We start from the raw sequence: 26,451 nt of genomic DNA, 5'->3' as shown, positions 1-26,451 counted from the left end.
TCTTATTCAGGACACCACAGGGCGCGCAGCAAAGGCACCAGTTCATCGCGCAGATGTTCGGGCACCGCCTCATAGATGCGCGCTTCCTGCGCCTCGAATTCGGCCATAATGCGCTCGACCAGCGCCTTGCCGCTCTCGCTCAGCGTCAGGCATTGGATGCGCCCCTGCCCCTTGGTGCTGACGATCAGGTCGCGGTCGATAAAACGGCGGATGATCGGGTTGAGGTTGGGCCGCTTGATCGAGAGCATCCGCCCGCATTCGGCCTGCGAAATCCCCGGATTGCGGCCGACCAGCACGAGGATCGAACCCTCCGATATACCGACGCCCAGCGGTTCGAGATGTTGCGAGAGCTGAACCATCCGGCTTTTGGAGGCTCGACGCAGCAAATAGCCGGGGAAATTGCTTAAAGGATTGTCCATCAGGCCCCCAAATGGCGCCTTTTAGGGCGCTTGTGCGCCATGCGATACAAAACCGCGCTGGCACATGCTATGTTATTCTGCATAATTCACCCCACAACGCAAAAGACGCAACGCATAAGAGAGGATCGGTCATGAATTTGCCCACCACCCACCATGCCCTCGCGCTGGCCATCCTGTTTGCGGGGAGCAGCGGCGCGGCCCATGCGGCCAGTGATTGCGCGGCGCTGGCCAAGGCCGCCATGCCCGACCGTTCGAGCGTGATCACGCTGGCCGCCCTGCGCGAAGCCAGCCCGGCAGAAGCGCGCGGCAATGGCCCGATGCCGCCTGCCGCCGCCATGCCCGCGCACTGCGAGATCATCGGCAAGATGCAGGAGCGGCAGGGCGCCAATGGCCAGACCTATGCGATCAAATTCCACCTGCGCCTGCCCACCGATTGGAACGGACGCTTCGTGTTTCAGGGCGGCGGCGGATCGGATGGCTTTCTGGGCGATGCCAATGGCGGATTTTCCAGCCAGCCCGGCGTGACGGCCCTGGCCAAGGGCTATGCGGTGGTGTCTTCGGATTCGGGCCATGACAATGCGGTCAACAATGATCCCGCGCGGCAAGGCGTGGTGACTTTCGGCCATGACGCCATCGCCCGCCACAATTACGGCTTTGGCTATATCGGCCCGGTGGCGCGCGCGGGCAAGGCGCTGATCCGCGCCTATTATGGCCGGGCGGCGGCCTTCACCTATTTCGTCGGCGGGTCCAAGGGCGGACAGGAAGCGATGATGGCGGTCCAGCGCTTTCCGGGCGAATTTGACGCCGCGCTGATCGGCTATCCCGGCTTCCATCTGGCCCATGCCTCGATCGCGCAATTGTGGGATGGGCAGGCGTTTGGCGCCGTTGCCAAGGCCATGGGCCAGATCGGCGCGGACGGCCTGCCGCTGGTCAACAAGGCGATGAGCGATGAGGATATCCTGTTGACGCAGGGCGCAATCCTTGCCGCCTGCGATGCGCTGGACGGCACCAAGGACGGGATGATCGAGCATTTCACCGCCTGCACAACGGCGCGCGTCATGCCCGAAATGATGAAGATTGCTTGCAAGAGCGACAACATGGCCGACAAGACCAGTGCCTGCCTGCTGCCGATGCAGATTGCCGCGATGCGCCGCGTGATGGGCGGCCCGCTGACCAAGGATGGCAAGGCGGTCTATTCCGATTGGGCATGGGACGCCGGGATCGGGGCCAAAACCGCGCAGGGCGTGACGCAGGGCTGGCGGATCTGGAAGATGGGCGGCTATGCCTCGGCCATCAACAACGGCGCGCTGCTGCGGCTGGGTGCGCCGTCCAATTCGGCGGTGTTCCGCTCGCCCCCGCTTGATGTGGCCGATGATGTCACCTCGCTCACCCGCTATGCCTTGAACGCGAATATCGACGAAGCCTATGCCGCAGCCCATGTGAAATGGGGCGAATTGAAGGAATCCCCCGCCGATTTCATGCATGCCGATGCCACCGACCTTTTGCCTTTCACGCGGCGCGGGGGCAAGATTATCCTGTTTCACGGGGTCAGCGATCCGGTCTTCTCGGTGCTCGACACGATGCGCTGGCTCGATGCAGTGAACAAGCGGGAGAAGGGCAAGGCAGGCCGCTTCGTGCAATTCTATGCTGTGCCGGGGATGAACCACGGACGCGGCGGCCCTGCAACGGATCGTTTCGACATCTTCTCCCAACTGGTGGCATGGCGCGAAAAGGGCGTAAAGCCCGGCGCGATCACCGCCACGGCCGGGGCCGACACGCCTTGGCCGGGCCGCGAACGCCTGCTCTGTCCCTTCCCCGCGCGGCCCCATCGCAAGGGTGAGGATAGCGAGAAGGCCAGCGCCTTTACTTGCCAGTAAGCGTCCAGCCGGACAGGAATTGCGAGCGGATCTGAGCATAGGTCCGCTCATTTTTCCATGCGATGGCCACGCCTTTGCCTTGCGCGCCGGGGCCGGAGGATCCCACCTCGCCAAAGCGCGAATCCTGCGGGCGGAACACCGTGGCCATGGCGCCATCGCGCGATGTGCCGTTCATCGTCGTCCAGCGTTCGGCATGGATGTGGCGGTCCATCACGCAGTCAATGTAAATCGCCATGCCCACCGCCGAGGGATCGGCATAGCGCCCATCGGCAAAGCGCGTGGTGGGATGCCAGGGCCGCCCCAGCGCCACCGCGCCATCGGGCACACCCACCTCGCGCGTCAGGCGTGAGGCATAGAACACAATGCCGGTCGGCTGCGACAAGGGCGTGGAGGGCGCAGCAACAAAGGACTGGAACCCATCGGGACCGGGCGGCTGGGCTCGGGGGCGGCTGCGGATCTCGCTATGTTCGATCAGCAATTGGCCATTGCCGAAGATGAAGTCGATATTGCCCGCGATCAGACTGTCCTGCACCAGCGCCCGCCCGCCATTGGTGAAAACCGTGTCCTGATAGCCCAGCATCGCCACGCGGCGCATCAAGACCCGGTCGGCATGAATGTCGAACAGCACGGCGGCGGCCTGCGGATTGCCGATGCGCGCCGGATCGCCATAGGCAATGCGATCATTGGCCAGATAATCATAGGTATTTTCAATGGTGATACCACGCACCTCGACCTGATCGGCATCAATGGTCAGCGTGGCCGAACCGGGCGTGCCCCAGCCGTTGCGGTGATAATCCTTGGCCGTTTGCGCCACTGCGCCGAAATGGATGCGGGTCTTCGCCCTGTCCGCCCCGATCAGTCGGAGGCGAGGCCGGGCGATCACCGGCTTTTCATGATAGTCCCCCGGCGCAACGCGGATGGTGATCCAGCGCTCGCTCTTGTCCCGCGCGGCGGCGTCCAAAGCGGATTGGATGCGTGTATAGCAAGGCGCGGGGGTCGCGCCGCAGGTGGGGCGCACGTCATAGTGCGCCGGAGTGGTCAAAGCGGCGGCGAGCAGGAACGGAGCAAGCATCAGCAGGTCTTTCAGCGTTGGGGCAGCGATTGCAGGAAGGCGGCGATCCTGTCAGCAGTGGTGGTCAGGTATGGATCAAAGAACCAGATATCGTGAGGCGCCTTGGGGAACGCGTACCACTGGGCGGGGATCTTATGCCGCGCCAGTTCGGCCAGCACCTTGTCTTTGCCCGCGGTAAAGCGCGGGTTGCCGCTGCTGATGATGAGCGTGGGCGGGGATTGCGGGCCGACATGCGATGCCGCGCTCGCCTCGCGCCAGCGGTCGGGGGACTGTTCATAGGATCCGCCCAGCCATTTGGAGGCCGACGATCCGGCGCCTGCGGCATTTTCATATTTCAGCGCATCGGGCGTGGTGAAATCCAGCACGCCGTCCATGTCGATCAACGCGTGAGGGTGCCCTCCCGCCCCGAACATACCATCGCCATAGGCCACCAGCGAGGCCAGTTGCCCGCCCGATGACGCCCCGCCCAGTGCGATGCGGTCGGGCCGGATGCCATAGTCTTTCGCATGATCCTGCGCCCAGATCATCGCATCGTGAATATCCTGCGCGCCCGCCGGATAGGGCGCCTCGGGCGAGAGGCGGTATTGCGGGATGAACACGGTATAGCCGCGCTGGGCCAACAGATTGGCAAGCGGGTGAAAATGGCTGCGCGCGCCCGAACGCCATGCGCCGCCATGGACCAGCACAATGCCGACACCGCGCGAACGCGCCTTGGCCGGGCGGAAAATGTCGATCAGCAGGTCGCGCTCGCCCATGGTTTTATGCACGCGGTCGGGCAGGATCTGTTGCCCGGTCTGCGGCAGGATCGCGGGCCAGGCGATGCCGGGATATTGCGCGACATATTGGGCAAAACGGCGGGCGATGCTGTAGCTTTCATCGACCTCATGCGCCTGAATGGGCGAGGCGAAAGCCGCGCAGGCCAGCAATAGGAAACCGGTATCAAAACGCAACGCAACTTCTCCCGATACCGCAGATGAAAGCGGGGGCCGCCGACGCAACGCGCTCCGACGGCCCCCTTTGATGCCCGGATATGGGAGTTTTTGGGAGTCATATCCGGACAAAAAGTTCAGAACTGATAACGCGCCCCGACAAACCATTGCGCGCCGGTCTTGCTGAATTCCCGCGTCAGATATTGCGTGCCGTCGCCGGTGCCATAAATGCGCTCTTTCTCATTGGTGATGTTGATGCCCTGAACATTCAGGCTGAGCCGCTTGGTCAGGTTGTAATAGGCCGAGAAGTCCACCTGCGTCGGGCCATATTTGCGCTCCTGCACATGGCCGTTGCCGCCCGGCTGGCTCAGCAGATAATCATCGCGCTTGTTGATCGAAAGACGGACGCCAAGTTTACCGGTGTCATAATAGCCGGTGAAATTATACGAATTGGGCGAAAGGCCGGTCGAATCCCGCGCCGATACATAAGTATAGTTCGAGGCCACGCCGAAATTCGACCACCAGCCCTTGAGGAAGGTAAACGGCACGTTGAGCGTGACTTCCAGCCCCTTCACGCTGTTGCCCCCCGGCGCATTGACCGTGGTGTAGAACGTATAGGGCACCTTGGCCGGATCGGCCTGATACGAGGCGCTGTAGCGCGGATCGGCATAGATCGCGGCCCAGAATTCCTGCGGCACCGCCTTGGTCACCACCGAATTGGTCAGCGAGGTGACAATATCCTTCTTGAACGCGCCCACCGCGATCAAACCGCCCTTGCCGAAATACCATTCGAAATTGACGTCGAAGTCATTGGATTGATAGGGCTTCAATTCCGGATTGCCCAGATTGCCCACCGTACGCGTGGTATATTCAAAGGTCGGGCTGGCGATATTGAGCGAGGACAGGCCCGGCCGCGTCATCGAACGGGCATAGGAGAAGCGCGCCAGGAAATCGGGCGTGATGTTCAGCACCAGATTAGCCGCGGGCAGGAAATTGCCATAGGACCGCTCGACCTGAACCGGCGATCCGGCGATCACCGCGCGCGAGGTCAGATCGGTGCGCACATAACGCGCGCCCGCATTGGCGCGCAGCGTCATCCCGGCAATGTCAAACTCACCGTTAACCTCACCATAGCCGCCCATGGTCTTTTCGATCACGGTCCAGCCCGCGCTGGTATTGTCGGTATAGTTGGGCGAAATCAGACCCGAGCGTGCAATCGCATCGAAATTCATCACCGCAAAGGTGGGCAGCCCGCCCGACACCACGCCATCGCCGAAATGGCCAATCGGGAAGGCCTTCATATAGGATGACGGGGCAAAGCTGGGCAGATCGCCCTGCGCCTCGCTGTAACGCACCATGCGGCGGTTGAAGGCCACGCCGATCTTGGCGTTGAACTTGTTGTCGGTATAGGTCAGGTTGGCCTTGGAGGTGAAATTGTCCTTCACCACATTGTTGAGCCGGTTCGCCGCCGTCAAAGCATTGATATAATTGGCCGTGTTATTGGGATCATAGCTGCCGTAGCTGACCTTGGCCACATCGGGGTTGGCGGTGTAATCATAGGCATAATAATGCGGGGTCGAACGCGCATAGAAGCGCAATTCGGTGCGATCCGCCGCATCGCGCGCGGTCCCCGCCATCGCGTCAAACTTCAGCTTGTCGGAAAAGCGATAGTCGCCGGACAAAACATATTGCTGGAATTTCGACAGCGAGGTCTGATGGCGGCTTTCATACCAAGAGGTCACATCGTTGAAGGATGCGGCCACCAATTGCTTGCCATCGGGCGCGACCGTGAAGGACAAAGGCGTCTGGCCGACGAAATTGCCCGGCGTGCCATGGGTCAGCAACCATTCCATCGAATTATAGCTGTAGCGATCATTGTCGAGCTGCGAATAGAGCACGTCAAAGCTGATCAGCATCCGGTCGGTCGGCTTGAATTGCAGCGATCCGGTGATGCCCAAACGCTTTTGATCGTTGCCGAAGAAATCCGCGCGCGGCAGACGCGGCGCCCAGAGGCAATCGGTGGCCTTGGCCGCGCCGCATGGGGCGGGCGTGCCGGTGACGGTGGGGTTGCTGTTGGCCCAGCTGTCGCCGTTGATGTAGGGCGATGTCCAGCGCACGCTGGAGAAACCTTCCTGATAGACGGTCCGCTTGGAATAGGCAGCCGAGACCAGCACGCCGATCCGGTCATCGGCAAAGGTGTTCGACACCATCACCGTCATGCGCGGGTCGATCTGGCGGGTCATGGTGTTGTAGCCGCCCTGACCGCTGGCGACGAAGTGAAAGCCTTTGAAATCGAAAGGCTTGGCCGAATAGAGATCGACCGTCCCGGCAATCCCGCCTTCCTCGATCGAGGCGCGCTGGGTCTTGCTGACATCAATCCGGTTGAACAGTTCCGAGGCAAAGACATGGAAGTCGAAGGCGCGCCCGGCGTTCAGGGTAAACCCGCCCGAATCCAGCCCGTCGGAACTGGCCGGAACCTCCATTCCGTTCAGGGTCGTGCGGGTGAAATCGGGCGAAAAGCCGCGCAGGGTGATGTTGCGCCCCTCGCCGCCCTCGCGGGTGATGGCCACGCCCGGCAGGCGCTGGATCGATTCCGACAGGTTGAGGTCGGGCATTTTGGCCATATCCTCGGCCACGATGCTTTCCGTCAGATTCACCGCCGAGCGCTTGATATCCTGCGCCTTCATCAGCGTGCGGCGAAAGCCTTTGACGATAATGTCGGCGGCGGGCGCCTCATCGGGCGCGGACAAAGGCTCGGCGGCCATCGGCGCGGCCTCGGCCATGGCGGCGCGCTCGCCCGTCATCAGCGCGGGACCGGCATGGACCGCAACCGCACGCACCGGTTGCAGCGTAGGCGCGGCGGGGCGAGCGGTGATCGCGTAGGAATGCGGCCCGATCTGCTGCGCCACCAATCCGGTCCCGGCCAGCATCCGGCCCAGCGCCTCGTCCACCGTCATATCGCCGCGCACGGCATTGGTGCGCACGCTTTGCGTGAATTTGCGCGGGGCGATGATCTGGATATCCCCCTGATGGCCCAGCGCGCCGATGGCCGTGGTGGCCGATTGCGCCTCGATGGCGAACTGGCGCGTCTGGCCCGCCGCATGGGCCGGCATCGCGGCCAGCACCACCATCGCGCTCGACGCAAGAAAAACTCCACGCATAGTGGAATGCATCATCAATCCCTCCCGAATATCCCGCCTTCATGGCTCGCTTTTGTCAGCAGCCTTAAAGAGACATGGCGAATAAAAATCCTTCGCCCAAAAATTCATTCCCCATTCATTATTTCGATTTCACCAAACGGATCACGCGCGGATCGCTCTCATCAATCCCCACATTCAAACTGGCCTTGACCGCTTCGGCAAAACCTTGCGGATCATTGATGCGAAACAGCCCGTCAAACTGCTCATCGGCCACAGCAGAATCCGCGATGATGATCTGGCGCTGGTTATACCGGTTGAACTCATCGGCCGCCTCGCTAAGGCTGGTGCCATTGAGGTCAATCATCCCGCTGCGCCATGCCAAAGAGCGATCCACCGCCGAGGCCCGGTCGCTTTCATGATGGACCACCGCGGTATCGCTCAGCAAAGCCCGCTCGCCCGCAACAAGGCGCAGGCGCAGGCTCTCATCCTCCTCGGACCAGCTTTCCACCACGCCCTCGGTCACCAGCACCTCGACCCCCGTCTCGCGCCGCCGCACCGAAAAGGCGGTGCCGACCGCGCGGGCCCGCACCTTGCCCGCCGCCACGGTAAACGGGCGCGCGGCATCCTTGGCCACATCGAACCATGCCTCGCCCTGAGCAATCTCGATCTCGCGGCTGCCCTTGGCCATGCGCACGGTCAGTTCTGAGCCCGAATTGATCGTCATCACGCTGCCATCGGCCAGAGGCACGCGGCGAATTTCGCCCACACGGGTAGCAAAACTGCTGCGCGTATCCAGCCAGCGCCCGGCCTCCACCACCGCCGCGACCGAAGCCGCCATCGCCCCCAGAAACCCGCGTCGCCGCCAGAAAGCAGGGGCCATCGGGGCCTCTTCCTCCTGCGCCACCGGCGTTGCCGCCACCCATGCCGCATGGACCTGCAACAGCAACCCATCGCGCCCCGCGCCGCCGTCCAGCCAGAGCTGCAATTCGGCCTCATCGGCCTCGCCCCAGTTCTCGCCATCCATCCGCGCGACGAAGCGGGCGGCCATATCGCGGTCATGTTCGGTGGCCGGTGTCATCGCCCGCCCCCCGCGCCGCGCTCGGCCTGATCCATGCGCTGGGCGCTCTGCGCCTCGGCATGGGCCCATGCGGCGCGGATGGCGCGCACGCCCACCCAGACCTGCTTTTCCACCGCCTTCTCGCTCATGCCCAGATGGGCCGCGATGTCCTTTTGCGACCACCCTTCGATCTTGCGCAATTCCACCACGCGGCGGCACCGTTCGGGCAGGGCGGCGATGATCGCCATCACCCGCTGGCACGTGATCCGACTGCCCGCCTCATCCTCAGGCGAGACGATGCTCTCATCACGCCAGTTCTCGATCTGCTCCATGGCGCCGATCGGCACCACCTGCGCCCGCCTGATCCGGCGCAGCATCATATGGCGCAGGCTGGCCATGAAATAGGCACGCGGCGCGGTGATATGGTCCACCGACGGCAGGGAAACGATCTGGCAATAGGCTTCCTGCATAAGCTCATCAATATCCTCTGCCGACACCCGCGCACGGGCCAGCCATGCCCGCATACCGGCCTCATGCGGCACGATTTCGCGCGCCATCCATGCGGCCAGCATGCGCCTGCGCGCCAATGCGTTGATCACCTCGCCCTGCGTCACAACCTCCCCCTGTCGCCGGGGTTTTACCCCTTTGGCTGCATAAGAGACATGGGCGCGCAAAATCCTTCGCGCCAGAGGCAAATTATTTTTTGACGCGCGCTATCAGGCGCCCAGCGTGACGATGAAATGCGAATGCCCGTCCTGCCAGCGATATCGCGCCGCGCCGCCATGGGCATGGGCAATCGCCTGCACCACGGCAAGGCCGAGGCCCGATCCGGTGCGATGCGTTTCGCGCGCGGCCGCGCCTCGGGTAAAGACGCGGAACAGATCGGCCTGCTGATCGAGCGGCACGCCGGGGCCATGATCGATCAGATGGATCGCCACGCCCCGCTCCTGGTGCCGCACCACCAGCCGCAAGGCGCAAGGGGTGGCGTAATGCAGCGCATTGTCCACCAGCGCCAGCAGCGCCTGACGCAGCCGCGCCATATCCACCCTTGCCCGGATCGACGCGCTTTCCACGCTCAGGCTGAAGCCCGCCCGTTCGACCGTGGGCGCCATCATCGCGGCCCATTCCTCAAGTCCCGTGCGCAGGTCCACCTCGCCCACCTGCAGTTCCAGCCGCCCGATGTCGGCCAGACTGACGCAGCGCAGATCCTCGACCAGCCGCGCCAGCCCATCTACCTGCGTCAGCAATCCGCGCAGCAGCATATCGTCCATCACGAACACGCCATCCGACACGCCCTGCAACCGCCCCTTCAGGATGGTCAACGGCGTGCGCAATTCATGGGCGATCTGCGCGTTCCAACTCACCGCATCATGGGCCGCCTTTTCCAGCCGCCCGGCCATCGCGTTGAAATCCTCGACCAGCGTCGCCGTCTCGCCCGGCGCCTCGACCAAAGGCGCGGCGCGAGCCGTCAGATCGCCATCGGCAATCGCGCGCGCTGCGCGGCCGACGGCATGCATCGGCTCGACGATATGGCGCGCCATGCCCGCCGCGATCCACGCGCCAAGCCCGATGCCCATGCCCGTCACCACCCCCATGATGACCAGATCCCAGCCATTGGGCATAGCCGAAAAACCGGGCGGAAACAGCTTGGGCGCGCACCAGACGGCAATCGTATAGACGATGTAGAAGACGATGAAGGAGAACAGCACCGTGGCAATCGCCACCGTCGCCATGGCCAGCGTCAGATGGCGCGAAATGTCGAATTTCACCTTCATGCGCCATTACCCAGCCGATAGCCGACCCCGCGCACGCCCGCCGGCATCCCCGAAACCCCGGCCTCCTCCAGCTTGCGGCGCAATTTGCTGATATGGCTGTCCACCGTGCGGTCCAGGGCTTCCGATCCGGGCAGGCAGGCATCGACCAGATCGCCGCGCGAAAACACCCGCTGCGGATTGCGCGCCATATGCACCAGCAGGCGAAATTCGGTCAGCGTCAGGGGAATTTCGCGGCCCTCGACGCGCGCCATATGGCTTTCGGTGTCGATCTCGACCGGCCCCACGCGCAGCACTGCCCCGCCCCCCGCGCCCCCCGTCCGGCGCAGGATCGCGCGCAACCGCGCCACCACCTCGACCGGGTTGAAAGGCTTGACCACATAATCATCCGCACCGATGCGCAGCGCCTGCAATTTGTCGATATCCTGATCCAGCGCGGTGATCATGATGACCGGCGTTTCGGCCTCGCGCCGGATCTGGGCCAGCACTTCCCAGCCGTCGAGATGCGGCATGCCCACGTCGAGCAGCACAATATCAGGCCGCAGCGCCCGGTGCAGGTCGAGCGCCACCCGCCCATCCCCGGCATGGACCGTGCGAAACCCCTCGCGCTCCAGATAGGCACGCAGGATGTCGGCAATATCGCCATCGTCTTCGGCAATCAGGGCAAGCGCTGTCATGGCCCCCATGTATCACCGCCCATTGGTATGCGGCCAGATGCCTCCACACAATCTCCACAAAACCTCCACACAAGGGCAATGATAAAGGTGCATGGGGCCATTATGCGATACGATCACCTCCGACTGGCCCTTCCCCTTTCCACCCTCCTGCTGGCCGCATGCGGCGGCGATGGCGCGCCCATGGCGCCCCCGCCCGCCGAAGTGCTGATTACCGCCGCGCAGGACCGCGCCATCGCGCTGGCCGATGAATTACCGGGCCGCGTGGTGGCCTTCCGCACCGCCGAGATCCGCCCGCAGGTGGGCGGCATCGTCCAGCGCCGCCTGTTTACCGAAGGCGCGATGGTGGGCGAGGGCCAGCCGCTGTTCCAGATCAACCCGGCCCCCTTCCGCGCCGATGCGGCCAGCGCGTCCGCCACCCTGTCGCGTGCGCAGGCCACCTATGCCCGCGCCAACACGCAGGCGGACCGGTTGAAACCGCTGGTGGGCGTGGACGCGATCAGCCGCCAGACCTTTGACGACGCCACCGTGGCCCGCGATCAGGCGGCCGCCGATGTGGCGCAGGCCCGCGCGGCGCTCGCCCGGCGGCGGCTTGATCTGGGCTTTGCCCGCGTCACCTCGCCCATCGCGGGCCAGATCGGCGCGGCCACCGTGACTGAGGGCGCGCTGGTGGCCACCACCGACGCCAACCCGATGGCCACGGTGCAACAAATCGACAAGGTTTACGTCGACGTGCGCCAGCCTGCGGCCCGGCTCGACGCCCTGCGCGCGGCGGTGGCCGAAGGGGCAGGTGCTGGCGCGGCTCCGGTGGAAATCATCACCGCCTCGGGCCAGCCGCATCCGGTCAAGGGCCGCCTGCTGTTTTCCGATGTCACGGTCGATCCGGGCACGGGCAATGCGGTGGTGCGCGTCCTAGTGGACAATCCGGGCAACCGGCTCTTGCCGGGCATGTTCGTGCGGGCGCGTCTGCCGCGTTTGCGGATGCCCCATGCGATTGTCGTGCCGCAACAGGCGGTAGGCCATGATGCGGCGGGCCGCGCGGTCATCCATGTCTGGAACGGCCGCGCCATCGAGGAGCGCCAGATCGAAGCGGGCGACGTGGTCGACGGCACAACCATCGTCCTGAAAGGCCTGAAGGCGGGCGAGAAGGTCGTCGTGGTCGGCATGGACCGCGTGCTGCCCGGCGCGCCGGTCAAGGCGCTGCCCTGGCACCAGCCGGCCAATCGCTGAGAGAGGCGCAGACCATGATCCCTCAATTTTTCATCCAGAGGCCGGTCTTTGCCTGGGTGGTGGCGATTGCCATCGCGCTGGCGGGGCTGATCGCCCTGCCCTCGGTTCCGGTCGCGCGTTTTCCCTCGGTCGCGCCGCCATCGGTGACGATCACGGCCACATATCCCGGCGCCACGCCCCAGACGATGAATGACGGCGTGGTCGAATTGATCGAGCGCGAATTGTCGGGCGCCAAACGCCTGCTCTATTTCGAATCCAGCACCGACACTTCGGGCTCGGCCACGATCACCGCCACGTTTCAGCCCGGCACGAACCCCGAACTGGCGCTGGTGGACGTACAGAACCGGTTGAAGCTGATCGAACCGCGCCTGCCCCAGACGGTGCGCCAATATGGTCTGGCGGTCGAGGTGGCCAACAGCGGCTTCCTGCTGCTGGTGGGCCTCAACTCGCCCGACGGGCGCTATGACGGGGCCTCGCTGGGCGATTATCTGGCGCGCAATGTCGTCAATGAATTGAAGCGCATTCCCGGCGTTGGCCGCGTCCAGAGCTTCTCGGCGGAAAAGGCGATGCGGGTCTGGGTCGATCCGGCCAAGCTGATCGCCTATGATCTGGCCATGGCCGATGTGACGGCCGCCATCGCCGCGCAGAATATCCAGATCGCGCCCGGCACGCTGGGCGCGGAACCGGCGGTGGCGGGCCAGCGCGTGCTGGTGCCGCTGACCGCCAGCGGGCAATTGACCAGCCCGCAGGAATTTGAGCAGATCGTGCTGAAGGCCAACACCAATGGCGGCACGGTGACTCTGGGCGATGTGGCGCGGGTTGAGATCGGCCAGCAGAATTACATGATGTCCACCCGCGAGAATGGCCGCGCGGGGGCCTCGGCGGCGGTGCAATTGGCGCCGGGGGCCAATGCGGTGCAGGTCTCGGACGCGGTGCGCGCGCGCATGGCCGAAATCGGCCGCGCGATGCCGGGCGGCATGGAATGGACGGTGCCTTTTGACACCGCGCCTTTCGTGCGCGTCTCCATCGAGAAGGTGCTGCACACGCTGCTGGAGGCGATGGTGCTGGTCTTCCTCGTCATGTATCTGTTTTTGCAGAACATGCGCTATACGCTGGTGCCTGCTGTGGTCGCGCCCATCGCGCTGCTGGGCACGATCGCGGTCATGTCGCTTTCGGGCTATTCGCTCAATGTGCTGACCATGTTCGGCATGGTGCTGGCCATCGGCATCATCGTGGACGACGCCATCGTGGTGGTGGAAAATGTCGAACGCATCATGGCCGAGGAAGGGCTTTCCCCCATCGAGGCCACCAAAAAGGCGATGCGCGAAATCACCGGGGCGGTCATCGGCATTACGCTGGTGCTGGTTTCGGTGTTCATTCCCATGGCCTTTGCCAGCGGCTCTGTCGGCGTGATCTATCGCCAGTTCGCCATGTCCATGGCGATCAGCATCCTGATCTCGGCGGTGCTGGCGCTTTCTTTGACGCCCGCGCTTTGCGCCACGGTGTTGAAGCCGATCACGGGCCATGCCCAAAAACCGCGCTTCTTCGCCGCCTTCGACCGCCTGTTTGAGCGCATGACCAATGGCTATGCCGGATGGGTCGCGCGGGTTATCCGGCGCGGCGGGCGGGCGATGGTCGCGCTGGGCGTGGTGGTGGCGTTGCTGGGCTTTGCCTTCTGGCGCCTGCCCACGGCCTTCATGCCCGAAGAGGATCAGGGCTATTATATGACCGCCTTCCAATTGCCCGCCGACGCCACCGCTGAGCGCACCCGCGAAGCCGTGCAGGTGCTGGAGCGCCACACCGCCACGCGCCTCTCGACCAAGGGCAATGAGGCGATCCTGGGCTTTGGCTTCTCGGGCGCGGGGCCCAATGCGGCGATTGTGTTCACCGTCCTCAAGGACTGGGGCGAGCGCGGCGGGGCCACGGTCAAGGATGAGGTTGCCCGCACGATGGCCGCGATGGGCGTCATCAAGGAAGGCATCATCATGAGCCTTGTGCCGCCCGCGATTGACGAGTTGGGCAATTCCTCCGGCTTTGCCATGCGATTGGAGGATCGCGCCGGGCGCGGGCACGAGGCGCTGGTGGCCGCGCAATATCAATTGCTGGGCCTTGCCGGACAAAGCAAGAAGGTGGTCGGCGTCTATCCCGACGGCCTGCCCGCAGGCACCAGCATCCACCTGTCCATCGACCGGCAAAAGGCCGAGGCGCTGGGCGTACCCTTCAACCGGATCAGCGACACGCTCTCGGCCGCGATGGGTTCGGCCTATGTCGGCGATTACCCCAATGCCGGGCGTATGCAGCAGGTGATCGTGCAGGCCGATGCGACCTATCGCATGAACCTGCCTGACATGATGCGATTGAACCTGCGCAACAATGCAGGCTCGATGGTGCCTTTGTCCGAAGTGGTCAAGGCCGACTGGCAGCAGACCCCGTTGCAATTGGTGCGCTATAATGGCTATCCGGCGCTGCGCCTGTCGGGCATGGCCGCGCCCGGCGTGTCGAGCGGCGATGCCATGGCCGAGATGGCCAATCTGGCCAAGCAATTGCCGCCCGGTTTCGCCATCGAATGGACCGGCCTGTCCTATCAGGAACAGCAATCGGGCGCGCAGGCCCCGATGCTGCTGGCGCTCTCGATGCTGGCAGTGTTTCTGGTGCTGGCGGCGATGTATGACAGTTTCGCCGTGCCTTTGGCGGTGATGCTGGTGGTGCCGCTGGGCCTGATCGGGGCGGTGGCGGCGGTGTCCTTGCGGGGCATGGCCAATGATGTGTTCTTCAAGGTGGGCCTGATCACCATCATCGGGCTGTCGGCCAAGAATGCGATCCTGATCGTCGAATTTGCCCGCCATTACCGCGCGCAGGGCATGGGGCTGGTGGAAAGCGCGATGGCGGCGGCAAAGGTGCGTCTGCGGCCTATCGTGATGACCTCGCTGGCCTTCACGCTGGGCGTGGTGCCGCTGATGCTGTCGACGGGGGCCAGCGCGGAAACGCAGGCGGCGATTGGCACGGGCGTATTTGGCGGCATGATTTCGGGGACAGTGCTGGCGGTGTTCTTTGTGCCGGTGTTCTTTGTGGTGGCTATGGGAATAAGTGAGCGTCTGGGCTTTGGCGGCTTGCGCAAGAAGAAGAAGCAGGAGCAGGCCGATGCGTAAGGTTTTGATTTTGGCCTTGGCCTTGGGTGGGTGTGCGGCGGAGAAAGCGCCCCTACCCAAGGCCCCCGTGGCCGCGCATTATGCCGAGACGGTAGCGCTCACCCCGCTGACATGGCGCGAATTCTTTGCCGATGCGCGGTTGCAACGGCTGATCGCGCTGGCGCTGAATGAGAACCGTGATTTGCGGATTGCGGTTTTGAACGCTCAGGCCGCGCGCGGGGCCTTGTCGGTGGCGCGCGGCGCGCAATTGCCGACGCTGGAGGCGCAGGGTGGTTTCACCGGCGCGCAGACCGCAGGCGGCGGCTTTGGCGGCTTTCGCTATGACCAGTTCAGCGGCCAGATCGCGCTGACCAGTTTCGAGATCGACCTGTTTGGCCGCCTGCGCGCGCAAAGCCGCGCCGCCTTCGACCGCTATCTGGCCAGCGAGGCCGGGCGGCGGGCCAGCGAACTGACAGTAGTGGGCGCGGTGGCGCAGGCCTATGTGGCCGAAAGGCTGGCGCAGGAGCAATGGCAACTGACCTCCTCAACGCTGGCCGACTGGCGCGTGTCGCTCGACCTGACGCGGCGGCTGCATGATGCGGGCCAGGCCAGCGGCAGCGATCTGGCGCAGGCCGAAGGGCTGGTGCGTCAGGCCGAGGCCGATCTGGCCCAGCGCCAGCGCGAGCGCGAAGTGGCCGCCCATGCGCTGTCTCTGGCCGTGGGCGCGCCGCTGCCCGAAGATCTGCCCGCGCCCATCGGGCTGATGCTGGCCTCAATGCCCGATCATCTGGGGGCGGGCCTGCCCTCCGACCTGCTGACCCGGCGGCCCGATATTGTGCAGGCGGAATATAATCTGCGCGCTGCCCAAGCCGATGTGAATGCCGCGCGCGCCGCCTTCTTCCCCCGCCTGTCGCTGACCGGGGCGCTGGGCGCGGTTTCTCCGGGCCTGTCGGGCCTGTTTTCCGGCACGAACAAGGCGTGGAATTATGCGCCTGCTGTCTCCCTGCCTCTGTTCCCCTATGCCGGACTGCGGGGCAATCTGGCTCAGGCCAAGGCGCAGCAGGGGATTGCGGTTGCTACCTATGAAAAGGCGATCCAGACCGCCTTTGCCGAAGTGGCCGACGGCATTTCGGCCCAGCAGACCTATGGCCCACAGATCAAGGCGCAGGATGCCGCCGCCGATGCCGCCGACCGGCGCGTCAACCTGTCGAAGCTGCGCTATCAGGCGGGGGTGGACAGCCGCCTCGAATTGCTCGACGCCCAACGTAGCGCCTATTCCGCACGCCAGACCTTGCTCTCCACGCGGGCCGGTGCCTTGCTGGGGATGATCGGGTTGTATCGGGCTTTGGGGTCGATCTGATGGTGGGCGGCCCGCGCCGCCCACCCACTCATTTGCGTGCCACCACCGGCAATTCGATGGAAGAGCGGTCGCGGTAGAGCGTAACCTTGCCCTGATCGACCGCCTGATAGGCCTCGCCAATCGAGGCGGTAACGGCCAGACGCAGCCGGTGGCCCGATTTCAGCACATAGGAAATCGGAAAGAAATCAAAGTCCATCGCCACCGGCACGCCCAGCTGCAAAGGCTTGAGATCCTGCGCATAACCGCGATGCCAGAGTTGCTGACTCGGCCCCCACGGCGCCTTGTTCACCGTCCGCCACGAGGCACGCAACCGCCCATCACTGATATAGCTGGCCCGCCCATCGGGGCCGACATCCTCCAGCACGGCATAGATATTGGCGTCCGCCCGATCCGCGCTGATCCACAAATGGGCGCGCGGGGTGCCGGTGATCTCGGTATCATGGGCCGCCACCGGTCCGCTATGCACCGAGGCCGAGGCGTTAAAGCCCGCCATATCTCCACCCCATTGCCGTCGCAGCGGGGCGTACTGCCCGTCGAACAATTTGGCTTCCGGCTTGTCCAGCAACACCGGCCCCGCCTTCGACGGCGCCCCGCTCAGCGCATCCTCGCCCAGATAAAGCGCCTGTTTGCGCGAGGGGATCGCCAGCCAGTGGGCCGCCCGCCGCCATTCATGGCCCGCAGGCGCATTATGGGTGTAATACAGAACCTCGCTACGCACCGTCCCCTTGCCCTTGGCATAATGATCGAACCATGCCAGCATTTCCGCGTCCGGCACCACCGTGTCATTCGGCTGGGTCATTCCCGGCAGCGCGCGATTGCCATGCACCCATGGCCCCATCACCAGCCGCCCGCCCCACAGGCGCTGCGATTCCAGTTGCCCCGCCACGGCCGCGTCATACCATCCGCCCACTTGAAGAACATGGACGCCCTTGGGCGGGGTATGAACCGCGCTGGTCAGGATCGTGTCCTCGATGCCGGGGCGATATTTGGCAAATGCGTTCCAGCCATCGCGCGGCATATTGCGCCAATATTGGCCCATCAGCCCAGATCCGCAGGCCTGCCCGGCCCGCGCCTGTGCCAGCAGCGCGCCGTCCTTGTCCTCATCGACCGGGTGTGGTTCTTCCTTCACCGGCTGGGCGCGGGCGGCCTCAGAATCGCTCACCGGCCTTGCCCCGCCGGCGGGGCGTTTGCATTCGCCCGCATAGGGCTGATTGGCAATCGAGAGCATGGGAATGCCGCCCAGCGTAATCCCATGGTCAAAGAATTGCGCGCTGGAACAGGCGGGCGCGATGGCCACCAGCCCCTTGGGCCGGAACTTCAGCGCCAGATATTGCCACGCCCCCTGATTGGAACAGCCCCATGTCACCGCCTTGCCCGTGGCGAAAGGCTGGGCGGCGGACCATTCGATCACCGCCTTGCCATCGCGCGCATCGGCGGCATTGACGAAGCCGGTCTGCACCCCGAACGAGGCCCCCGTGCCGCGCCGGTCCTGTGCCACCCAGACATAGCCATGGGTGACGAAATAGCGCACCGAGGCCATGGTCGCAGGGCGCAGATCGCTGCGCCCCTGTGTGACGACCACCGGCAGGCGGCGGCTTTCGACCTGCCCCGCGCTGGTCGGACGATAGATGGTCACCGCCATCCGCGTGCCGTCATAGGACCGGATATAGCGCGAGGAGGAGACCATCCCATCATAGGCCCCGTCATAGGCAGGAGCCGCCTGCACCGCGCTGGCCGCCATCATCGGGGCGATCAGCCAGAGGCGCGCGCTCACCACTTGGCCCTCAGGCCGATCGAGGCATAGCGGCCCAGAATGCTGGCCACCTGAGGATCAAACGCCAGCGCGCCGTTCAGCACCACCGGAGGCTGGCGGTCGAACAGGTTTTGCACATTGGCGGTCAGGATCATCTCGCGCATGCCAAAGGCCCCTGCCCCCTTGATTGACTGGCGCAGGTTCAGGTCAAAGGTGGTGTAGGAAGGTACATCGACCGGCGAGGCGATGGAATTGTTGGTATAACCGCCCGAATAATTGACATAAATCGAGCCTTCAAACCCGCCCAGCCCATAGGATACGCTGCCCCGCCCGCGCCAGTGGAGCGGGTTGTTGATCGTATTGGCCAAATCGACCAGTGGCGCATTGGGCGCCAGCGCCTGTTTGAAATTGATGACGTAATTGGCGCTGCCGCTGATGCGCAGCTGACCCGGCCCGACGGGAATGCGATAGGAGGCGATGATTTCCAGCCCCTCGGTGCGCACCTGTCCCACATTGACCTTGCGTCCGTCGAGGAAGGCCCCCACCGTGGCCGGATCGACCTTGACCCCGGTATATTGCGGCAGGTTCTGATAAAAATTCACCAGATCGGCCGAAGGGTTGCGCGTTACCAGAGCGCCCAGCAAAGCCTCACGCGAGGCCGAGCTGAGCGCCAGCGTGTCATTGCCCGGCGTGGCGATGCGGTTGCGATAGACCACGTTGAAATAGGTCAGCGACAGGCTCAGTCCCTCAATATAGGCAGGTTTGTAATCAAAACCCATCGACCAGATCGTCGCCTTTTCCGGCCCCAGCCTGTCATTGCCGCCGCGCACCCAGAGCGTGTTGACCGTGCCGGAGGGATTGTTCGTCAACTGATTAAAGGAAATCGTCAGCGTCGAAGGATCGACATCAGACAAGGTGGGCGCACGAAACGAGGTGCCATAGCTGCCGCGCAAGGTAAGGTCGGCCATCGGCTTGTAATTCAGCGCGAATTTGGGATTGGTTGTGCTGCCGAAATCGCTGTAGCGATCATGGCGCACCGCCGCCGAAACGGTCAGCTCGCGCAGCAAGGGCATCGCATTGTCCGCTCCCACCAGCGGCACAAAGGCTTCGGCATAGGCCGAGGCGATGTTGCGCCGCGTGGTCGAGGGCAAAAGCTGGGCGATGCCGACATTGGCCGTGCCGGTACTGGCCAGCGTATAGGACAGCAACTGGTGCTGCTGATATTCCCCGCCCACGGCCAGTTTGAGATCGCCGCCGGGCAGATGCACCACCGAACCATCCAGTTTGGCGGCAAAGTCAGTCAGCTTATATTGCGTGCCGATGGTCGAAAAACCCTTGATATTGGCAAGGGTTCCCGGGTTGGTGTTGCTGCCCGCGCCAAAGGGGTTGAAGGCCGTCAGCGGATTGGTGTCGCGCAGGGCGGCGGAGAGCGCGGCGGTGTTAAGCGCATAAAGCGTGCGCGATTCATTGTCCTGACCATAGCTGCCATAGGCGGTCAGCTTCCAATCCTTACCAAGATCGGCGTCGAAACCACCCGCCACCTGCCAGCTTGCCTGATAGGCGTTCTGTACGCGCGAGCCATAGTCGGAGGAAAAGCTGTAATTGACCGTTTCGCATTTGGTGCCTGCGGCCACGCCCGAACTGGCGCCGCAATTGGACAAGGTGGCCCCGGCGGGCGCGACAAAGAACGGATTGGTCGTGGGCACCGAAAGCGCACTGGTGACCGCGCCTGTACGGCGAATGACCGAACGATAGGCGAAATAATCCTCGGTCCACAGCGTAATCCCCGGCGCGATATCCTGACGCAGCGAAACAATCACCGAATCGCGCTTCTGCCCCGGAATGGCGTCGGAATTGAGATAGGCGCTTTCGCGGTTGGCCGTGCCCGCCGCGCCGATCTGCGCCGGGGTCAGGCCCGTGCCGTTCTGTCCTGCGGGCAGCGCATAGGTGCGCCCGCCGATCAGGATATTGCCCGGATTGGCAAAGAGCAGCCGCTGATCCGTGCCGCCGAACGGGGTCAGATCGTCAGTATAGCGGCTCGACCGATCCGAGGCGGCCAGTGCCGAGCGATAGCCATGTTCATAGGCCACCATGACATTGCCGCTGTTCCATTTCTTGCCGAACATGCCGCCCGCCGAGGTTTCATGCACCGCATCGTTAAACCCCTGCTTCACATAAACATCCAGCCCGGTGAAACGGCGCGGCAACAGAACGTTGACCACCCCGCCCACCGCATCCGAACCGTAAATCGCCGAGCCGCCGTCGGCCATGACTTCCAATCGCCCGATGGCGCCGGTCGGGAAAACCGAGGGGTCGAAGAATTGCGCCTGCGTGCCGGCGGGCGGCAAGCGGCGGCCATTGAGCAGGGTAAGCGTCGATTCCGTGCCAAGCCCGCGCAGATTGATGCCGTTGCCCGCCGTGATGTTTGCGTTTGCATTGTTGGCGGCGCTGAAATTCTGGTCATTGGCGCCTGTGCCTGTCACCGAGGGAATCTCCCGCAGCAATTCAGCGGTGGTGGCTGCCGGGCGCTTTTGAATATCGTCCTGATTCAATCCAATGACCGGGGCACCGACCGGCGCCACGCCGCGAATGCTGGTGCCCGTGGCCGCCGTCACGACGATTTCTGGGGCGGCGTCGGGGGCGCCTTGCGCCATGGCTGGATGAGAGAAAGCGCTTGCAGCGATACTTGTCATCAAAAGCGCGCGCATAGAAACCGAGATCATGGCTGAAACCCCCTCTTTCCATTCTTGTTTTGGCCAACGCCCTGTCGCGGCCACAGTGTTTTACTTCATAGCGGTTCTATCACCGCGATCTCATTTCATGCAAGCCCATACATCGCGCCGTCATACCGAAAGCACATCGTATCATGCGGGCAAAACATTGGTTGCGCCCATGCCCGCGCGATACCCAAGCGGCATTCCCAAACGATACCCAAAGTCCCACGCCGCACCATCCGGCCAACGAAAGGACCACCCTATGGAGAGGACCACCCGCCGTTCCATCCCCCTGCTCGCCATGCTTTGCGCGGGCACGGCGGCCATGGCGCAAATGCCGCCGCCCCATCCCGCCGCGCCTTCGGCCTATCCGGCGCAGGCCGCCTATCCCAAGGAGAACCGCGAGGCCGTAGGCCGCTATCTGGCCGAGGGGCGCAAGCTGGCCGGAGTGGATCTGGAGGCCGATTTCAACTGGCGCTGCCTGATCAGTCCGCTCGACAAGAACATCGTGTTTGGCGTCCAGCATGACGGCCTCGTGCCCGCCACACGTGTCTTCGACAATCTCTACGCCATCGGCCAGAACGCCGTCTCGGCATGGGCCATCGACACGCCGCAGGGCATCATCGTCATCGACGCGCTCAACAACCCCGACGAGGCGCGCGACATCCTCGTGCCCAATATGCAGAAGCTGGGGCTGGACCCGAAACGCATCAAATATGTCGTCATCACCCATGGCCATGGCGACCATTGGGGCGGGGCCAAATTCCTTCAGGACACCTATGGCGCGCGGGTCGTTGCCTCGGCCACGGATTGGGGGATGATGGAAAGCCCGTCGCGCGGGGGCGGGCCATTCGCTTCGCTGGTGCCGCCAAAGCATGACATTGAGGTCAAGGATGGCGACAGCGTGACGCTGGGCGATTTCACGATGAAGACCTATATCACGCCGGGCCATACGCCGGGCACGCTCTCGCTCGTCTTTCCGGTGTTTGACAAAGGTGTGCGCCACAATGCGGGCCTGATGGGCGGCACCGGCGGAGGCAGCAGCCCCGAGGCCGCGCGCCAGCAGATCGCCTCGCTGGCCCGCTGGCAAGGGATTACCAAAGCGGCGAGCGTCGATGTGCTGGTGACCAACCATCCGGTGCATATGGCCGCGACCGAAAAGGAGGCGCTGATCCGCTATGGCGCCACCGGGGGCAACAATCCCTTCATCTACGGCGTGGACAAATATCAGCGCTATATGGGCGTTATGAGCGCTTGCAGCCGGGTGCAACTGGCGCGGATGGGCGAAAACGCAGAGTAAGCCGGACGCCGAGAAAACCCCCGCTCCCGAAACACCGGGAGCGGGGGTTTCTTTATGCCTGCGCGCCGATCCGCTCGATCTTGCCGACAAGGAAGAGGTAGGAGAGCGCGGCGGCCAGCGCGCTGCCCGCCACCAGCATCAGCACGAGATCGAAGGAACCCGTTTCCTTCAAAATCCACCCAATCAGGATCGGCGTGGTGATCGAGGAAATATTGCCGAACATATTGAAAATGCCGCCCGAAAGCCCCGCACTGTCGCGCGGCGCCACATCGGCCACCACCGCCCAGCCCAGCGCCCCCACGCCCTTGCCAAAGAAGGCGAGGCTCATGAACAGCAACACCAGCGTGTTCGAATGGACAAAATTGCAGCCAAGGATGGTCAGCGCCCCCAGCATCCCCGCCACCACGGGCACCTTGCGCGCCCATGTCAGCGACACGCCGCGCCGCAGCAGCCAGTCCGACCAGATGCCGCCCAGCACCCCGCCGATAAAGCCGCAGACCGCCGGCATCGTGGCGAACAGCCCTGCCTTCATCACTGAAAGCCCGCGCTCCTGAACCAGATAGACCGGGAACCAGGTGATGAAGAAATAGGTCAACGTGTTGATGAAGAACTGGCCCGAATAGAGGCCCCAGAGCGTGGGCGTGGTCAGCAAAACACGCATCTTGCGGCGATTTTCGGCCTTGGCGGCGGCGGCATCGACCTGCGGCGCAACCGGATCAACCAGCGCACCGCCCTCGATCAGAAGGCCTAGTTCGCCCGCGCCCAGACGCGGATGATCGCGCGGATCGCGCACCACGCGCGACCAGAACAGCGAGACCACCAAACCCAGCGCCCCCATCGCCACAAACACCCATGGCCAGCCGAAATCGGCCACGATCCAACCCATCAGCGGGGCAAACAGCACGGTGGCGAAATATTGCGCCGCATTGAACACCGCCGAGGCCGTGCCCCGCTCACGCGCGGGAAACCAGCTGGCCACCACGCGCGCATTGGCGGGGAAACTGGGCGCTTCGGCAAGGCCCACCAGAAAGCGCAGGGCGAACAGCGCCGTCACCGCCGCCGTGCCGCTCAACCAAACCACCGTGCCATGGGCCACCGTGATGAGTGACCAAGCGACGATCACCCAGAGATAGACGCGCGGCGCGCCAAACCGGTCGAGCAACCAGCCGCCCGGCACCTGCGCGATGACATAGGACCAGCCGAAAGCGGAAAAGACGATGCCCAGTTGCAGCGGGTCGATGCCCAGATCCTTGGACAGCGAAGGCGCCGCCAGCGAGAGCGCCGCGCGCACCGCATAGTTGATGATGGTGACGCCAAACAGCATCGCCAGCACGCCCCAGCGCAGCCGCCCGACCTTTTCGCGCCCTATTTTAGAGACAGCCTCCATGGCCTTCGCTCCTTACCCGTGCGTATGGTCGGTGCAGCCTTTGGCGTCGATGCGACAGCTTGCCTCGGTCCAGGCCCGCGCCTGATCCGACAGGGTGACGCCGAGGCCCGGGCGGGTGGAGAGCATCATCTTGCCGCCCTCAAGGATCTGACGCTCGTTGAACAGCGGGTCGAGCCAGTCAAAATGTTCGACCCATGTCCCCAGCGGATAGGCGGCCGAGACATGGACATGGATCTCCATCGCAAAATGCGGGGCCATCATCAGGCCTGCCTGCTCGGCCCGCGCGGTCACGCGCTGAAACTGGGTGATGCCGCCCACGCGGGCCGCATCGGGCTGGATGAAATCCACCGCACGCGCGTCGATCATGGCGAAATGCTCCGCCGCGCTCACCAGCATCTCGCCCGAGGCGATGGGCGTGTCGATGGCGGCAGCAAGGGCGGCGTGGCCCTCGATGTCATAAGCGTCGAGCGGCTCCTCGATCCAGACGAGGCCATATTGCTCCATCGCGCGGCACATGCGCAAGGCGGTGGGGCGGTCCCATTGCTGATTGGCGTCCACCATCAGCGCCACGCGTCCGTCGATCTGATTGGCCACGGCCTCAAGGCGGGTGAGATCGACCTTGGGATCGGGATGGCCGACCTTGATCTTGATCCCGCCGATCCCGCTGGCGATCGAGGCCTCAACATTGTCCAGCACTTCGGGCAGAGGCGAGGAGAGGAAGCCGCCCGACGTGTTATAGCTAGGCACGCCATCGCGCCATGCGCCAAGCAACCGGCCCAAAGGCAGGCCCGCGCGCTTGGCCTTCAGATCCCACAGCGCAATGTCGATGGCGGCAATCGCCTGCGTCGAAAGGCCCGAACGCCCCACCGACGCCCCGGCCCAGACGAGCTTGTTCCACAGGCGGCCAATGTCCGCCGGATTTTCCCCGATCAGGCTGTCGGCCACTTCGCGCGCATGGGCATACATGCCCGGCCCGCCCGCGCGCTTGGAATAGCTGAAGCCAAGGCCGGTGTGGCCATCGGCGGTCTCGATCTCGGCAAACAGCATGGCCACGCGGGTCAGCGGCTTTTGGCGGCCCGTGAAAACCTTGGCATCGGAAATCGGCGTGGCCAGAGGCACCCAGGCGAGGCTGAGCTTGATGGCGGAAATCGTATCGGTGGGCATGGGTGTCCTCTCAGGGCCTTATCTCTTATCCGCCATGATCGCGGGGGATCGATGCTCAATCAACCGCCAAGGCGGCATCGGTCGATAGGAAATTCGCATTGGTCTTGGGGGGCGCATGGGGCCATGCGGGTGGAAAGAACAAGATGGAGAGTGCCCTGATGCAGATCACCGCGCTGCGCGTGACGCCGATTGCCTTTCGGGACCCGCCGCTGCTCAATGCCGCCGGGATCCACGAACCCTATGCGCTGCGCTCGATCATTGAGGTTGAGGCGGGCGGCTTTACGGGCCTTGGCGAAAGCTATGGCGATGCGCCGGTACTGGCGGCCTTGCAGGAGGCCGCGCCCGATCTGGTGGGTCTGTCGATCTATGATCTCAATGGGCTGCATGACCGGCTCGCCTCGGCGCTGGCCCGTCTGCCCACAGCGCAAGCCGGGGCCGAACTCGCGCCGGGGTCGCAGCCATCGCGCCTGCTGGGCAATTGCTTTTCCGCCTTTGAGGTCGCACTGCTCGATCTTCAGGCCAAGGTGGCAGGCGTGCCTTTGCACGAATTGCTGGGCGGTGCGCTTCGGCGTGAGGTGCCTTTTTCGGCCTATCTCTTCTTCAAATACGCCCGCCATATCGAGCCGGAGGAAGCCCCCGACGCATGGGGAGAGGCGATCACCCCCGAGGGCATCGTCGCGCAGGCGCGGCGGATGATCCACCTCCACGGCTTCGGCTCGATCAAGCTGAAGGCGGGCACCCTGCCCCCCGATATCGAGGTCGCCAGCATCGAAGCCCTGTCCCGCGCCTTTCCCGGCCTGCCTTTGCGGATCGACCCCAATGGGGCCTGGGCGATGGACACCGCTTTGAAGGCGGCGGAAAAGCTGGGGCCGCTGATCGAATATTACGAAGATCCGGTGGCGGGCCATGACGATATGGCGGAATTGCATCGGAAAACCGGCCTGCCTCTGGCCACCAATATGATCGTCATCGACTTTCCGGGCTTCAAGGAAAGCGTGGCGAAAAATTCGGTACAGATCGTGCTGTCGGACCATCATTACTGGGGCGGGTTGCGCGCGACGCAGAATCTGGCCGCCATGTGCGACACCTTCGGGCTGGGTCTTTCAATGCACTCCAATTCGCATCTGGGGATCAGCCTGATGGCGATGACTCATCTGGCCGCGACCACGCGCAATCTGACCTATGCCTGCGACACGCATTACCCATGGGTAGAGGAGGATGACGAGGTGATCGCGGGCGGCAAGATCCCCATCACCGGCGGCTGTGTGCGCATCACCGACATGCCCGGCATCGGGGTCGAGTTGGACCGGCAAAGGCTGGCGCGCGCCCATGCGATGTTCAAACGCATCACCATCCGCACCCGTGACGACTTGGGCCAGATGCAGAAATATGATAAGGCTTTCACCGAAAAAAAGCCAAGATATTGAATATGTCATGCGACCGGCCCCGCCCGTCGCATGACGGGGGGAGAGGCC

18 protein-coding genes are annotated in these 26,451 nt (G+C 64.0%); 6 read left to right on the top strand and 12 right to left on the bottom strand.

Going from position 1 to position 26,451, the window contains the following annotated elements:
- Positions 1-2 precede the first annotated feature (2 nt).
- Complete coding sequence (locus GGR38_RS21345) at positions 3-419, bottom strand: MarR family winged helix-turn-helix transcriptional regulator (RefSeq protein WP_172341986.1); 417 nt, start codon at positions 417-419, stop codon at positions 3-5.
- A gap of 131 nt (positions 420-550) precedes the next feature.
- Between GGR38_RS21345 and GGR38_RS21340 the strand changes: the two genes are divergently transcribed.
- A complete protein-coding gene (locus GGR38_RS21340) occupies positions 551-2,296 on the top strand; it encodes a tannase/feruloyl esterase family alpha/beta hydrolase (RefSeq protein WP_183628588.1) in 1,746 nt (581 codons plus the stop codon).
- Here GGR38_RS21340 and GGR38_RS21335 read toward each other — a convergent pair.
- The 7 genes from GGR38_RS21335 to GGR38_RS21305 form a co-directional block, all read right to left on the bottom strand.
- Positions 2,283-3,368, bottom strand: a complete 1,086-nt coding sequence (locus GGR38_RS21335) for a pectinesterase family protein (RefSeq protein ID WP_183628586.1) — start codon at positions 3,366-3,368, stop codon at positions 2,283-2,285. The two genes, GGR38_RS21340 and GGR38_RS21335, sit on opposite strands and share 14 nt — an antisense overlap.
- 11 nt (positions 3,369-3,379) lie before the next feature.
- A complete protein-coding gene (locus GGR38_RS21330; RefSeq protein WP_246405144.1) occupies positions 3,380-4,318 on the bottom strand; it encodes an alpha/beta hydrolase in 939 nt (312 codons plus the stop codon).
- A 116-nt stretch (positions 4,319-4,434) separates the two neighbouring features.
- Positions 4,435-7,473 carry a TonB-dependent receptor gene (locus GGR38_RS21325; protein WP_183628582.1) on the bottom strand — a complete coding sequence of 1,013 codons (3,039 nt, stop codon included), beginning with the start codon at positions 7,471-7,473 and terminating at the stop codon, positions 4,435-4,437.
- A 103-nt stretch (positions 7,474-7,576) separates the two neighbouring features.
- Positions 7,577-8,515: a FecR family protein gene (locus GGR38_RS21320; protein WP_183628580.1), complete on the bottom strand. Its 939-nt coding sequence runs from the start codon at positions 8,513-8,515 to the stop codon at positions 7,577-7,579.
- Entirely contained in the window at positions 8,512-9,108 is a 597-nt protein-coding gene (locus GGR38_RS21315) for an RNA polymerase sigma factor (RefSeq protein WP_343059194.1), read from the bottom strand. The genes GGR38_RS21320 and GGR38_RS21315 overlap by 4 nt, the downstream gene beginning before the upstream one ends.
- A gap of 102 nt (positions 9,109-9,210) precedes the next feature.
- Positions 9,211-10,263, bottom strand: coding sequence for an ATP-binding protein (locus GGR38_RS21310; RefSeq protein ID WP_183628578.1), 1,053 nt, complete (start codon positions 10,261-10,263; stop codon positions 9,211-9,213).
- A 2-nt stretch (positions 10,264-10,265) separates the two neighbouring features.
- Entirely contained in the window at positions 10,266-10,943 is a 678-nt protein-coding gene (locus GGR38_RS21305) for a response regulator (RefSeq protein WP_183628576.1), read from the bottom strand.
- Between the two features lie 102 nt (positions 10,944-11,045).
- Between GGR38_RS21305 and GGR38_RS21300 the strand changes: the two genes are divergently transcribed.
- Genes GGR38_RS21300 through GGR38_RS21290 form a run of 3 tightly spaced genes read left to right on the top strand, consistent with a single transcriptional unit; the run spans position 11,046 to position 16,658 of the window.
- Entirely contained in the window at positions 11,046-12,170 is a 1,125-nt protein-coding gene (locus GGR38_RS21300; protein ID WP_183628575.1) for an efflux RND transporter periplasmic adaptor subunit, read from the top strand.
- A gap of 14 nt (positions 12,171-12,184) precedes the next feature.
- Complete coding sequence (locus GGR38_RS21295; protein WP_221227200.1) at positions 12,185-15,319, top strand: multidrug efflux RND transporter permease subunit; 3,135 nt, start codon at positions 12,185-12,187, stop codon at positions 15,317-15,319.
- Positions 15,312-16,658 carry an efflux transporter outer membrane subunit gene (locus tag GGR38_RS21290; RefSeq protein WP_183628572.1) on the top strand — a complete coding sequence of 449 codons (1,347 nt, stop codon included), beginning with the start codon at positions 15,312-15,314 and terminating at the stop codon, positions 16,656-16,658. Before GGR38_RS21295 ends, GGR38_RS21290 begins: the two co-directional genes overlap by 8 nt.
- 28 nt (positions 16,659-16,686) lie before the next feature.
- On the opposite strand, the gene GGR38_RS21285 is transcribed toward GGR38_RS21290, so the two are convergent.
- On the bottom strand, positions 16,687-18,432 hold the full coding sequence (locus tag GGR38_RS21285) for a CocE/NonD family hydrolase (protein ID WP_183628570.1): 1,746 nt from the start codon (positions 18,430-18,432) through the stop codon (positions 16,687-16,689).
- A complete protein-coding gene (locus GGR38_RS21280) occupies positions 18,429-21,104 on the bottom strand; it encodes a TonB-dependent receptor domain-containing protein (RefSeq protein ID WP_183628567.1) in 2,676 nt (891 codons plus the stop codon). The genes GGR38_RS21285 and GGR38_RS21280 overlap by 4 nt, the downstream gene beginning before the upstream one ends.
- 283 nt (positions 21,105-21,387) lie before the next feature.
- On the opposite strand from GGR38_RS21280, the gene GGR38_RS21275 reads away from it, so the two are divergent.
- Positions 21,388-22,425, top strand: a complete 1,038-nt coding sequence (locus GGR38_RS21275; protein ID WP_183628566.1) for an MBL fold metallo-hydrolase — start codon at positions 21,388-21,390, stop codon at positions 22,423-22,425.
- 52 nt (positions 22,426-22,477) lie between these two features.
- Here GGR38_RS21275 and GGR38_RS21270 read toward each other — a convergent pair whose 3' ends face one another.
- Positions 22,478-23,812, bottom strand: coding sequence for an MFS transporter (locus tag GGR38_RS21270; RefSeq protein WP_183628565.1), 1,335 nt, complete (start codon positions 23,810-23,812; stop codon positions 22,478-22,480).
- Between the two features lie 12 nt (positions 23,813-23,824).
- On the bottom strand, positions 23,825-24,976 hold the full coding sequence (locus GGR38_RS21265; RefSeq protein ID WP_183628564.1) for an L-talarate/galactarate dehydratase: 1,152 nt from the start codon (positions 24,974-24,976) through the stop codon (positions 23,825-23,827).
- Positions 24,977-25,119: 143 nt separating this feature from the next.
- On the opposite strand from GGR38_RS21265, the gene GGR38_RS21260 reads away from it, so the two are divergent.
- Positions 25,120-26,403: a glucarate dehydratase family protein gene (locus GGR38_RS21260; protein WP_221227199.1), complete on the top strand. Its 1,284-nt coding sequence runs from the start codon at positions 25,120-25,122 to the stop codon at positions 26,401-26,403.
- Positions 26,404-26,451: the final 48 nt, after the last annotated feature.

The sequence above is a fragment of the Novosphingobium sediminicola genome (assembly GCF_014196525.1).
GTDB classification, from domain to species: Bacteria; Pseudomonadota; Alphaproteobacteria; order Sphingomonadales; family Sphingomonadaceae; genus Novosphingobium; species Novosphingobium sediminicola.
Note: the sequence above shows the minus strand (reverse complement) of the source record. Positions and strands in the feature narration are given on the sequence as shown.

Coding starts and splice junctions, on each gene's coding strand:
- GGR38_RS21275 (WP_183628566.1), top strand. CDS start 21,388: ATGGAGAGGACCACCCGCCGTTCCATCCCCCTGCTCGCCATGCTTTGC.
- GGR38_RS21300 (WP_183628575.1), top strand. CDS start 11,046: ATGCGATACGATCACCTCCGACTGGCCCTTCCCCTTTCCACCCTCCTG.
- GGR38_RS21320 (WP_183628580.1), bottom strand. CDS start 8,515: ATGACACCGGCCACCGAACATGACCGCGATATGGCCGCCCGCTTCGTC.
- GGR38_RS21270 (WP_183628565.1), bottom strand. CDS start 23,812: ATGGAGGCTGTCTCTAAAATAGGGCGCGAAAAGGTCGGGCGGCTGCGC.
- GGR38_RS21290 (WP_183628572.1), top strand. CDS start 15,312: ATGCGTAAGGTTTTGATTTTGGCCTTGGCCTTGGGTGGGTGTGCGGCG.
- GGR38_RS21345 (WP_172341986.1), bottom strand. CDS start 419: ATGGACAATCCTTTAAGCAATTTCCCCGGCTATTTGCTGCGTCGAGCC.
- GGR38_RS21295 (WP_221227200.1), top strand. CDS start 12,185: ATGATCCCTCAATTTTTCATCCAGAGGCCGGTCTTTGCCTGGGTGGTG.
- GGR38_RS21280 (WP_183628567.1), bottom strand. CDS start 21,104: ATGACAAGTATCGCTGCAAGCGCTTTCTCTCATCCAGCCATGGCGCAA.
- GGR38_RS21325 (WP_183628582.1), bottom strand. CDS start 7,473: ATGATGCATTCCACTATGCGTGGAGTTTTTCTTGCGTCGAGCGCGATG.
- GGR38_RS21260 (WP_221227199.1), top strand. CDS start 25,120: ATGGAGAGTGCCCTGATGCAGATCACCGCGCTGCGCGTGACGCCGATT.
- GGR38_RS21265 (WP_183628564.1), bottom strand. CDS start 24,976: ATGCCCACCGATACGATTTCCGCCATCAAGCTCAGCCTCGCCTGGGTG.
- GGR38_RS21305 (WP_183628576.1), bottom strand. CDS start 10,943: ATGACAGCGCTTGCCCTGATTGCCGAAGACGATGGCGATATTGCCGAC.
- GGR38_RS21335 (WP_183628586.1), bottom strand. CDS start 3,368: ATGCTTGCTCCGTTCCTGCTCGCCGCCGCTTTGACCACTCCGGCGCAC.
- GGR38_RS21340 (WP_183628588.1), top strand. CDS start 551: ATGAATTTGCCCACCACCCACCATGCCCTCGCGCTGGCCATCCTGTTT.